Origin of the sequence: Schleiferilactobacillus shenzhenensis LY-73, assembly GCF_000469325.1 — a bacterium.
Classification (GTDB): Bacteria; Bacillota; Bacilli; order Lactobacillales; family Lactobacillaceae; genus Schleiferilactobacillus; species Schleiferilactobacillus shenzhenensis.
Genome location: NZ_KI271596.1, coordinates 1 through 11,635 on the forward strand (window position 1 = coordinate 1; position 11,635 = coordinate 11,635).

The 11,635-nt window shown below is 55.1% G+C and carries 9 protein-coding genes; 2 read left to right on the plus strand and 7 right to left on the minus strand.

The window, feature by feature from the left end; all coding sequences use genetic code 11:
- Positions 1-399: 399 nt before the first annotated feature.
- The 7 genes from L248_RS10260 to secA2 all read right to left on the minus strand — a co-directional run bounded on the left by L248_RS10260 (position 400) and on the right by secA2 (position 10,256).
- Complete coding sequence (locus L248_RS10260) at positions 400-1,254, minus strand: hypothetical protein (RefSeq protein WP_040536240.1); 855 nt, start codon at positions 1,252-1,254, stop codon at positions 400-402.
- Positions 1,244-2,689 carry a glycosyltransferase gene (locus L248_RS10265; protein ID WP_022530146.1) on the minus strand — a complete coding sequence of 482 codons (1,446 nt, stop codon included), beginning with the start codon at positions 2,687-2,689 and terminating at the stop codon, positions 1,244-1,246. The genes L248_RS10260 and L248_RS10265 overlap by 11 nt, the downstream gene beginning before the upstream one ends.
- Before the next feature lie 73 nt (positions 2,690-2,762).
- Positions 2,763-3,497: an accessory Sec system protein Asp3 gene (locus L248_RS10270; protein ID WP_040536244.1), complete on the minus strand. Its 735-nt coding sequence runs from the start codon at positions 3,495-3,497 to the stop codon at positions 2,763-2,765.
- Positions 3,497-5,083 (minus strand): accessory Sec system protein Asp2, encoded by a 1,587-nt coding sequence (gene asp2, locus L248_RS15290; protein ID WP_022530148.1) that lies wholly within the window; start codon positions 5,081-5,083, stop codon positions 3,497-3,499. The genes L248_RS10270 and asp2 overlap by 1 nt, the downstream gene beginning before the upstream one ends.
- Positions 5,076-6,644 carry an accessory Sec system protein Asp1 gene (asp1, locus tag L248_RS10280; RefSeq protein WP_040536247.1) on the minus strand — a complete coding sequence of 523 codons (1,569 nt, stop codon included), beginning with the start codon at positions 6,642-6,644 and terminating at the stop codon, positions 5,076-5,078. The genes asp2 and asp1 overlap by 8 nt, the downstream gene beginning before the upstream one ends.
- Positions 6,645-6,661: 17 nt before the next feature.
- Complete coding sequence (locus L248_RS10285; RefSeq protein ID WP_052000001.1) at positions 6,662-7,885, minus strand: hypothetical protein; 1,224 nt, start codon at positions 7,883-7,885, stop codon at positions 6,662-6,664.
- 25 nt (positions 7,886-7,910) lie between these two features.
- Complete coding sequence (gene secA2, locus L248_RS10290; protein ID WP_245585304.1) at positions 7,911-10,256, minus strand: accessory Sec system translocase SecA2; 2,346 nt, start codon at positions 10,254-10,256, stop codon at positions 7,911-7,913.
- Here secA2 and L248_RS16115 point away from each other — a divergent pair.
- Positions 10,255-10,602 carry a hypothetical protein gene (locus L248_RS16115; protein WP_196812030.1) on the plus strand — a complete coding sequence of 116 codons (348 nt, stop codon included), beginning with the start codon at positions 10,255-10,257 and terminating at the stop codon, positions 10,600-10,602. The two genes, secA2 and L248_RS16115, sit on opposite strands and share 2 nt — an antisense overlap.
- A gap of 42 nt (positions 10,603-10,644) precedes the next feature.
- Entirely contained in the window at positions 10,645-11,520 is an 876-nt protein-coding gene (locus tag L248_RS10300; RefSeq protein ID WP_022530153.1) for a glycosyltransferase, read from the plus strand.
- The last annotated feature ends 115 nt before the right edge of the window (positions 11,521-11,635 follow it).

The following is an 11,635-nucleotide window of genomic DNA, read 5'->3' on the forward strand; positions in this document are numbered from 1 at the left end:
CGGTCCAAGTGGATTGGTCTAGCTCAACGGCCGTTGCACTTCAATTTTAAATCCGGCTCCCAGATTTATATAGATGGAACCGTTTTTTACTGTTGACACGGAAAAACTCGGAAAAGGCATTGTGTGAAAATTTCCCCATACTCATCCTCCGGTCTATGACCGTTATTCTTTTGGGGGTTTATGTAATCGCCTTAATATCAAAAAAGGTGGACTGCTCCCCAAAGCTGTCACAAGATAAGCATACGGCCCGCCCCAATGATTTGCAATCTGATTATTATGTTGATTTGGATTCAATAACCGGTAAATGTCGAATAAATGTACAAAAAAGCCGCAACCAGTAATGGCTGCGACGCAGAAAATGTAAATCAATAACATGTTTGGTCGAAAATTTTCCTACCCTCAGGGAGTCACCACTTTGGCTTTAACAACCGGGTAATGGCGCATCACCAGTGCATTATAGGCTGCCTGGGACATCTCCACGGTTTGGACGTAGTTGATTTTGTCAGTCAAAATCAATTCCAGGTTCCCCCTAATCTCATTATTGTCATCAAAGGGAGATTCAACCAAATGCAGAATATTATGCGACTTGGTGTTCTTCAGGGCAAACAACTCCGCTGCCATATAATCGATACGGACAGTATCCTGCGGCCCGACAATGCCGCTCAGGTGAGTGGCATAAAATTCAGGAAGTGAATTGTACCGATGAACGACAGTCCCGGTTTCGGGATCTTCCACAGTGACCAAGTTGATTTGCTTATCGTAGAAAAAGAAACGCAAGCAGATTTGACCGACATTATTCAAAAACTGGATCTCTTGGAGGTCGTTACGATAATAAAACATGTTAGTGTAATGACTGCCATCAAAAGCATACTCTTCAATGTAGTCGGTCGTGCCGTCGGGATTAAGATACCGAATCTCTTTCACGGCCCGCCGCGTTTTTTCGTAGACTTGCATCGTGCCAATCCGGCTACCGTCATAAATCAAGTCGATGAACCCATCGGACTGCATCATCAGATTGGTCGGGGTCGGTATTGGTGCCTCGTCCCAGAAGAGATAGTGACCGGGGTGGTAAACCCGTTTGGTCACAATATCAACTAGGTTGACCCCGGCGACATTTTCTTCCTGTAAAACGCCGAGAAAACCGGGTGCTGAGGCGAGTGTCAGCATCTTGCCATGGCTCTCTTGGACCCGTTTTTTCATTGCCGGCCAATCGGCTAGCCCCGGGTTAATGCTGTTCACTAACTCATAATGCATCGATCAACGCCCTCCATTTCTCTGCAATCACGTGGTCTTGGTATTGGCCCAAGTCGGCCCGAGTCTGCTTTTGCAGCTGATCATAATCAACCGCTGCCAAGCGGCGAATGCCGTTTGCTAATTGATTAACGTTAAAGTCCGCGTCTTCCCGTTTGAACGGCGCGACGAAGCCGTTGACCCCGTCGTGAATCAGTTCCTGGGCGCCAAAGCGGGCATTGAACGTCACCACCGGCAGCGCAGCACTGAGCGCTTCGATATACGTCAAGCCGAAGCCTTCTGAATAAGACGCTGAAACAAAGGCATCGTAGTGCGGGTATTGATCAGCCAGGTCATTGGACAACCCTTTGAGGTGGACGAACGGGCCCATTTTGGTGTCCTTGATGGTCTTTTCTAATGTATCCTGCATCTCACCCTGACCATACACGTCAAAGGTCACGGGCAACCCGCTGGCATTAAGCTGGGCGACAGCGCGAATGATCAGATCCACGTGCTTCTCCGCCGCCAGCCGGGACGCGGTCACCAACCGTAACGGCTGGTGCTTCGCATGCAAGGTGGCCGGCGGCGTATCACTAATACCGCCAACTGGAATGGTCACGAACTTAGTTTGGGCTTGCGGAAAATCTTTAAGCAAGTCCAGGCGCTGCAGATTGGTGGCGACGATGACTTTCTCCACCTGATCTAAGTGGGTCAAGAGATACTCGTAATAGTTGTTCCACAATGGGTGTTTCGGATCGTCTCGGTTGGACAAGTGGTCGGCGTGGATCACCTCGATCTTTTTAGCGTCGGGTAAGTCGTTATTGAAGAGCGATTCCTCTGCTTTCTCACCCCGGTCGATCAAAAAGACATTGGGATGTGCGGTGAAGGCTGTATCCAAGACCTGGAAGAAATACCGCCGCAACTGGACTTCATTAGTGAAGAAAAGGTGCCGCCCATTCTGATTGAACAGGTGGATATTCCGGATTTGAAACTTGGCGTGGGGATCGTCGACATACTCGAAGGCTGCCCGGCGTTCACCGGTCGCCATGTTGAAGAGTTCCGTCCGCCCGGTGCTGACCAGCAAAATACTGGTCTGCTTGTGCTGATCTGGATATTTGACCAGGTGATTCACCATATGTAGACCGGCCGTGGTAAATGATTCCGAGAGCCGGTGGGTATTAGCCGCGTCAATGAGCAATCGATCCTTTTTTGCTGGGAACGTACGCGTCACACCGTGCTGGAGATAATCGTCGCCGAGCACAAAATACTCCCACATGTTAAGCACCGATTGATTGCTCAGATGCCATTGCTTCATTGCTGGCCGCAATTCTGGAATGAGGTCCACATAAACCAGGCGGTACGGTAAACCCGCTTGGGCAAAACGCTTAGCACGGTAAAACTGGGCGTGTTCAATACCAGAATTGCCCATCCCAATCGCACCATTCAGGAAAAAGATCATAACCAACGAGCCCCATTTCTTCAAGATTCACTTTCAATAATACAACACGCGCGGCCGACTTTGGCGAGGAAGTTCACAGGATCGCGGTGAGTGCATCGCGGCAAGCCGTCAAGCCGGCATCGCCGGTAATGATTGGCGGTGTGATTCCCGCCGGCCAGACTGCTCTGACTTTGGCCGTTAATTGGGCACGCCACTGGTCGGTCGCCCATTGTTCACTAGTCCCATAAATGAACAGTTCATCTCGGGCACCAGCAAGCGGCAAAGGGAAAGTCCCCGCACTTCGGCGCACCAGCGTCAATCGACGCGGCTGCGTGACCGAGGCGTCGGTATTGACCACACGGACAGTCTGCTGGTCCATATTCACCTGCATTGTGACCTGCTCATGGACCGCAGCAGGCATCAACACACCGTAGAGAAAAGTAAAATCCACTTGGTGCATGTTGATCAGACTGATCGTATAGTAGGCAGATGCCGGCGTTGACGAAAAGCTGCCGGCCAGTGCCGGCAGATCAGTCCGCTCCAGCAGATTATCGGCCGTGTCGTAGTCCTCGACGGCAGCGTACATGGCTTGCTTTTCCAGCTGTGTCGCCATGGCAATATAATAATCAGTTTCCGGCTGGAGCAGCGGAAGCACACCCCAGCCGGTGCCAACGGGACGGGAAGACCACGTGTGCAGGCGGGTTCCCGGAGACGCCAAGTCATTGTGCCAAGCAACAGATCCGGCAGGACCTGAGAAAGTCAGCTGCGTCCCGTCATTCGCCGTCTGAGTCAAAGTGCGCGGCCAAAGCAATAAATAAATTGTAGTCATCACTTTTCCGCTGCCTCCTCCCCGGCCGATGTGAACCGATCTTGAATGATGGCGTGATATTCCTGACTAAGCCACTCGGCCACTTCATCGGGCTGGTCATTATGCCGTCCTGGAAAGCCCTTATGGACAAGCTGGATGGCTTGGGTACTCCCGGTCAAATCGGCGTAAAGCTGCCCAAATGCCTGAGGATCCTCGTCGTCTTGCGCCATGTAACCCACGGCAATCGTCAAATCATGAAAAACAGCTTGTTTGAACTGAGACCAGAACCGCTGATTCAGAGCCTGCACGGCAGTGCGATCTGTGCCGCCGCTGTGCAGCTGCAGAATATCGGCGGCCTCTAGAAAAACCCCCGGCCGCTGGATTCGCAGGTTTTCCGCGACAGACCCGACATTCACCAGCGGCCGCCCCACAACGATCCCGGCCGGTGTCAGCTGAGCGCCGTAGTAGAGTGCTGCAGTGGCCCCCATGGCCGAACCAGCCATGATCAGCTGATCCGCCCCAAAGTCCAAGCGCTGAAGCACGTTGCGGATCATCGCCAAAACCCGTTGTTCCAGCGATGCGCTGCCGTAATAGAACGCACCGCCAACGAGGCGCGGGTCTGTGAATAACAAATACGGCCGGTCTTCTTCGGTCACCAAGGCAGCGTCCGAGAAACCTTCCGTCGGATTGAAATTGCAAAAATAAACGGTCAGCGGCGGCTGCAAGTTGCCCGCATCGAAATAGGCCAACAGTGTATCGTTCAGCGGTTCGGTGCCAACCAACCGTTCATCGTTCACTTGCAGTTGACCATAACCCCGGCGGGCACGATTCATGTGCATTTGACCAAGGGTAATGGTCCCCTTTCCAGTGGCCAGAAGCTGCAGCGCCACATCTTGAGCCTGGGCGGGGACGCGAAAAATCAGCCCAGTACCAAGCTGATCAGCCGGTAACGTCACCGTCTTCGTCAGCTGGCCGGTTTCATGATCACGCAAGCCTATAATAAACTGAGCCCGGGCACCATCACGACAATCAATTTCTGGCAAAAACCGGATATTCTGATCAGCAGCCACCGGTACTGGCGTTGGCCAACTGACAAGCGGCTGCCAGGTGGTACCGAAGCGGCCCGCCAAAGTGAGTGCTGCATACCCGGTCTGCCGCACCTGGCCCTGAAAGGCAGGAGACACTGCCACGTTGTCTTGCGGGAACTTTTTCCCTGATGCAGATGCAGAAGCAAACCAATCGTCCGTGATGTGTTCAGCGAGGGCGGCAAGGTCGTCGAAATCGACCAAAAGCACCTGCTTGAGACTCATTACTCTGGCGGCCTTGCCGGCGAACAGCGTGGGCGTGTCTGCCACGATGTGATTGGCTGGCAGTTGCGTGAGCAGCGCCGGTTCCGTCGTAATAAAGGCGTCTGCACTGATTAGAAACAGCGGCTCGCGAAGAAAAGGGATTAAGCGGTGCGCATGAAATACGGGGACCGGATCGTGACCAGGAACCGTGATGGCGGTCGTTGCGGCCGGACATTCATGATAGTCGCAATCGGCCGGCAGCAAATCGGCCAGCGCCAGCGGGGCTGGCCCGAAGTGAATAATATCCCGCTTAGTCATCCCTTAGGACCTCCTCCCACGTCTTCAGCAACTGGTCAGCCGCGTATCCGTCTAACCGGTCCACACAGGCCACCACAGCCTCATCCCAATGGGTGAAGGTGGCCAGATAATAATCCAGGGCGTCAGCTAATTGATCGTCGGCAGTGATGACCAAGCCATTCTGATGGTCTTGCACGAACCCGGTCACGGCCCGATTGATTTGGGGTAACCCGGCACTGATGGCAGCGATTTGAACAAACAAATCGGGGGTGTCGGCCAGGTCGACCACCAAGCGTGTCTTCTGCAGGTCCGCCTCAATTTCTGCTAAGGCCGGTGCGACCGCGATCCGGCAGCGCTTGAGAATAGATTGGGCGGAATCGCGGTGCGTGTCTGTCAAAGCGGCTGGTTCTGAAACTGAATCGGTCCCCGGCGGTAAGGCCTGCAGTGCTTGAAACTCCGCGCTGTCGGGTGCGACTCCGATTGTGCGGGCCAAGGCCGTCAGCCAAGCCAGCACAACGGTCTGTGCATCCCGGTCGGAGGCACAGTCAATTACGATTTGACGCTCGGGGGCTGCCGCCAGGATGTTGACCAGTATGGGGGCAATCACCGCCAACCGGTCTGGAGCAGGTTGCGCACCGACTCGCCAATAGAGCGTGACTGTGCTGAGCTCAGTACTCTCCCCTAACCGCAGCTCAGCAGCAAAGGGGGGAATGACTTGCACGGCGGGTACTCGTACCGCCGCCTTTGGTTTTGCACTCTGCCGAATCACCGCTGCTGTCCGTTGGGTCGGCACGACAACCGTATGGGCGAAGTGGTCGCTCGGCTCAATGAAGTCCGCTTGCCGCATCTCTGTCGACTGCAGGACAACAAGCGGGTGGTGCTGAGTGAGTGGGGCCGCTTGAGAAAGCAATGGATGATCTGCCGGTACGACCAAATGCCCCCCGGGCTGGGCGGTTAAATACCAGGCAGCCACGGCCAAAACTAAATGATCAAGATCCGTAAACGTGGGCCGCCCCAGTTTGGCTGCCCACTCCGCGTTCACCGTCACGGCACCGGCTGCCGCCGTGACTGCCACGGTACCCATCGGGGTGAACCACTCCTTTTTTGTTTCCGTGCCGGCGCTTGTGTACCAGGTACTGGTCGTGAGAAAACCGCGATCGTCATAGGTATCCTTTTGCAGACAGTAACCATCCGCCGCGAACCATTGTACGGCGGCCACGAATCCGCCCATAGCAAACTGCACTGCTGCCCAGGGCCGATCATCCCGCATCATCGTTACACCGTGCGGACCATACAGCGGATACTGTATCACCCCGCGGGGTGCGTCCGGCCACGTTAAATCAGCAAATGACCAGGGCAGCCCGTCAGTGGCCGCCACGTCTTGCAAGGCGTCGAAAGCGGACCACCAAGGCATGCCGGCCAAGCCGTTAGTATGCAGCTGATAGCGGAGCCACGGCGCTTCCTGAAGAAGCAGCAGCATCGCCGAGTGCCCGCGGGTATTGAACAACTGGGCCAAATTGACAATGGGGTCTCGTTCAAAACGATCGATCCCGCTCGGCCAGGCAGGCAAAAGATAATCCACTAGCGGTCCTCCTTTCTTCAAGCAAACAAGTCGTATCGGTCTTTGTTCCACAGCGCTCCGGCCTGCTGATTGATCATGTCAACGATAGAAATCAAGATGTAGATCATCCCCAGAAATTGCGAAAAATTCGCCGCGCCGGGAATCCACAACCCGATGACTAGTGGCAGAACGCCGATCAAGAGCAAAACGGTATTACCATAAAACGACATCACCCAGAATTGATGCATCAGAAACGCTTCTGTCTCGTCCCCGGGATGCACGTTCAGAATGTAGTCGCCTGCTTTGCGCATTCCTTTCGCTTCTTGCACGGGTTGAAGATTCATCATCCCGAAGGCATACCCCAACCCGATAACAATGACCGCATAGGTGGTGATTCCCTGCCAGGTATTGAACGAGGTCCACGTGACCAATACTTTTTGCCAGCCCGCCCGAGCGCCCGTCGTCGCAGTAAAAAAAGCCGGAAAAGCAAAAAATGCAGCAGAGAACATGAACGGCATCGCCCCCGCCGGTAAGAGCCGAATCGGCATGTACGAGGGGGCATAAGTGATATCGGTCAACGTCCGCTGGAGCGGGATACGCAATTCGGCTTGATTGAGATACGCCATGATCAGGAAGAAAGCCGCGCTGATGCCCGCCGTCCACCAAAGATGCACCAACGTTAACGGGAAGGACACCCCTAATCCATTTTGGAGCAGTAACGGCATCGATGCAATCAAACTGGGGAGAATCAAAACCACTGTCCCCCCAATGCCGTGCTGGGTATTTTCATCAGCGAGCCAGGTCGTGAACATCCCGCCGGCGAGCAGCAGGACAAAAGCGATGGGGACTGCCAGATCAATGCGGGTCCCGGGCAGCCAGATGGGAATGAAGGCTTGGCGCATCACGACCAGCATCTCCACGACTTGGACGACCGCCAAGGCCAGCGTGATTCCTCGGGCGATGTACCCTTGCTGTTTGAAACTCAGCTGGCCGTAACTGTCGGCGGCGACCGTCTGCACCGCCTGCACCAGAATCATCGCCGTCATGTAGGGCCGCATCCCCAGAGAGAGGAGCATGGGGACACCCATTTGCCCACCGGTGGTCATGGCAATTAACCGGAAGAAAGGCACCCCGCTGAGTGCCCGCTGGGCAGCGGTAATATTCACCATGGGCAGGTATACGTGCTGCCCTAATTGATACACCGCAATGACGGCTAAAGTGTATGCTAACCGTCTGAAAAACAGGCGTTTGTTACTGCTCACGGTCGAGTCCTCATTTCTGCCAAAGTTAAGGGAAAGTGACGTCTACGCTGCCTGATGCGGGATCGACATGCAGCTCGGACAACAGCAGCTGCGTCATGGCCCGTAGAGCAAAGTCGCCGCTCATGGTGCGGAAGGCCCGCCGCGCTTCTTTCTGATATTCGAACGTCGGGTCGCGCTGACCGCGGGCGCGATCGCCCACGACAGTCTTCAATTGCTGCAGCGTATCGACCTGCTCGATCCACGCATTGTCCAGCGCCCGCAAAAAAACCAGTCGTTGAAATGCGAGAAATTGGTCCTCTGGCAGCTGGTCGGCCTGCTTCTCCCATTGCTTCTGGGCGAGGGCCGCCAGATACGGGCGCAGCTCTTTTTGCCGCGTCATCAGCGTCCGATTGACGATCAGTTCGTTGAGCCGAAAATGACGGTCGATGTGGTTGATAATGAAATCGCCCAGCACGCCGACGCTTTCAGCAGAATGATCAGCTAAAAAGTCAGTAATCGCGCGGCCCAGCACCTTCTGAAAAAGAGCGTTCAACGGTTCAGCCGCCATCACCATGACGCGATCGCGGAGAGAATATATGTATTGTCGCTGGAGTCGAAACACTTCGTCAAATTGCAGTGTCTGAAAACGGCTGGAGCGTTGACCATTCTGGGTCACCTTCTGGGCTTTGGCCACCACCCGGCGAAACTTGGATTTAACCAGCGGCTGCGGCAGCGTATCGCCGCTGGCTTGAGCGGCTTCCTGGGCAGTGTAGTGCAGCCGAAACTTATCGACCCATTTCGGCGCATGTTCAATCATAATGCGGTCTTCCAACGAGGTAAAGAATTGGGTGGCCCCGGGATACCCTTGCCGCCCGGCACGCCCCCGCAGCTGATTATCCACCCGAGCACTGCTCATCCGTTCGGTGCCGATCACCAGCAAGCCGCCCAGCCCAGGGACCGCCGGGTCCAAATGAATATCGGTTCCGCGGCCGGCCATGGAGGTGGCTACGGTGATGGCCCCGAGTCGGCCGGCCTCGGCGACGATTTGGGCTTCTTTGGCCGCCGAGCGGGCGTTCAACAGGTTGTGGGGAAGGCCCTCATTCAGTAAGACGCGGGAATAAAGAACGGACATGGAAACTGACCCGGTCTCAATGAGCACGGGCTGCTGGCGGGCATGGGCTGCTCTCACAATGGGCAGTGTCGCCGCGACTTTGGCCCGGACGGTGGGAAACAATTGATCCGGCCGGTCAACCCGAATACTGGGTTTATGGGTGGGAATCGGCACCACCTGCAAACCATATGTTTCTTGCAGCTCTGCAGCGTCAGTCATCGCAGTGCCGGTCATCCCGGCAAGCTGGGGAAACATGCGAAACAAGTTCTGAAAAGTGATTGAGGCCATTGCCCGGGTCTGGGGCGTTAACGGCACGTGTTCCTTTGCTTCGATGGCCTGGTGCAAGCCGGCTTCCAGTTTCATACCGGTTAATTTGCGACCGTTGCTTAAATCCAGCAAATAGACTTGATTATCGGCCACCACGTAATCCCGATCCCGAACAAGGGTGAAATTGACTTTCAAGGCCATCACCAGATGCCGGTATAGCGCCCGTCGCGGCTTATCCAGCAAGGTCGGCACCGCAAAGTACTGGGCTAAGAAATCGATGCCGTGATCGGTGAACCACACTTGTTTGGTATCATCTGACAATTCGTAATCAACATCTTCCGTCAATAACCGAATCGCGTCATCCGCTAAAGTATACAAGTTGGATTGCACCCGGGGGGCCCCCGAAATAATGAGCGGCATGGACGCCATGTCCAGTAGAACGGCATCGACTTCATCCAGCAAGGCAAACTGAAATGGGGGAATATACTGGTCAGCGGGCGTGCTGGCCAGATTGTCGATCAGATAATCGAACCCCAATGCGCCATTGGTCGTGTAAACGATGTCGGCAGAATAAATCGCTTGCTTGTCCCGCCCGTCATCATCGCCGGTCTGACCGCTGGCACTCGCACCAGCCTGCACCGTCAAACCCAACCACCGGTAGACTCGCCCCATCTGGGCAGCATCTCGATTGGCCAGATACGCATTCGCAGTAATTAAGAAATTCCCCGGGCCAGTCAATCCATGGAGATACATGGGCAGTGTAGCCATGAGGGTCTTCCCTTCCCCCGTCTTCATTTCGGCCACATTACGATCCGCCATTACGACCGCCCCGAGAATCTGGGTGTCGTAGGGCCGCATACCCAGCACCCGCTGGTCGGCCTCTGCCACCGTCGCGTATGCCGGTACCAAAATGTCAGCCAGCGCGGTGCCAGCACTCAACTGCTGCTGAAACTGCTTGGTCTGCGCCTGCAAATCAGCATCCGTCATCGCGGCATAGTCATCGTGCAATGCCATGATTCGGCGCATCGTCCGTGCATACCGGCGCTGTGCTCGTCTCCCCACTCGTGTGATACTGCCGCCCCCTCAGTTGGCTGGTTCTTACCTGTTGCCGCTTCTTTCCGCAAAAGGCAAATTTTGTTACAATTATAACATCATGTCAAAGAAATCTAAATTGCTCGCCGCCGACATCGACCGGCGGTTCGCTTACGAGGAACATTACGCCCCGCTCAAGCGAAAAAACAAACAGCGGGAAAAAGAGGACAAGCGCGGCAGCCGGAGTCAAAGCATATTGACCTTGGCACTGGCCCTTTTCATCCTCAGCGGCTTGCTCTATCCGCTGATCAAAATGCTGTGGCCCTGACGGCCGTGGACAAATGATGCGAAAGATTGGAAGGGACCTTCTGTGAGTAAAAACGCTGTAGCTTTCACTGTCACCGGGCCGCACATTCAGTTGACGGCAGCAGCCCTGGCTTCTCTCTGCCAAACTCATCGGGCACCCGAACATCTCGACGTCCTGATTGTTGCCGCCGGCTTAGGATCGGCCGACATCGCTGCCATCCGCCGCCTGCCGCAGCTTTTTGGTCGGCCCAATATCTTTGTGACGGTTTGGCAGCCGCCGGCCCAAGTGAACCAAATTCACCCGGTCGCAGCATCACCGCGGTTCCCCGCCATGACTTTCTGGCGTTTGCTGGTGCCGGCGTATTTCCCTCAATTCGACCGGATCTTATACACAGATAATGACGTTTTGTTCTGCCAGGACGTGTCAACCCTCTTTCCGCTATTACCGGACACCGAACCCGTGGCTGCCGTCCCTGATTTTTACTACCACGCCCTCGCCAATATGCCGCAGATGGCGGCGCACTTTGGTCTGGCTACCTCTCGAGACTACGTCAATTCCGGCGTGATCCTGTTCAACGTTGCCCGGTTCAATGCGTTGTTTCCCCCAGCGGCCATCATTGCCGCCGCCAATGCCAACCGTGACAATTATCCTGATCAGGCCGTATTGAACCGAATCACCGCCGGTCATCTCGTTCCCCTGCCGCTAACGGTCAATTACCAAAAAGACGATCACTGGCTTAATGACTGGGCCAAAACCGCCGCGCCGGCACACTATCCAGAATTTGCGGCCGCCCGCCAACAAGTGGCGATCCGGCACTTTGTAGAATTCGGTACTGATTCACTGCCTTGGCAGCATATCGCATTGCGCGATCCCTGGGAGGCCCAATGGTGGCAGACGATGAACGCCGTCAAGGAGCGCTTGCAGCAAGATACGGAATAACCGATAAAAAGGGACTGGGACAAAATTCATATTCCGCGACATACTGAGTGCCAACGCATAGCAAGCGGAGGCAAAACGGGCTCAGTGGTGAAATCATTCTTGGCGGCTTTGCCGC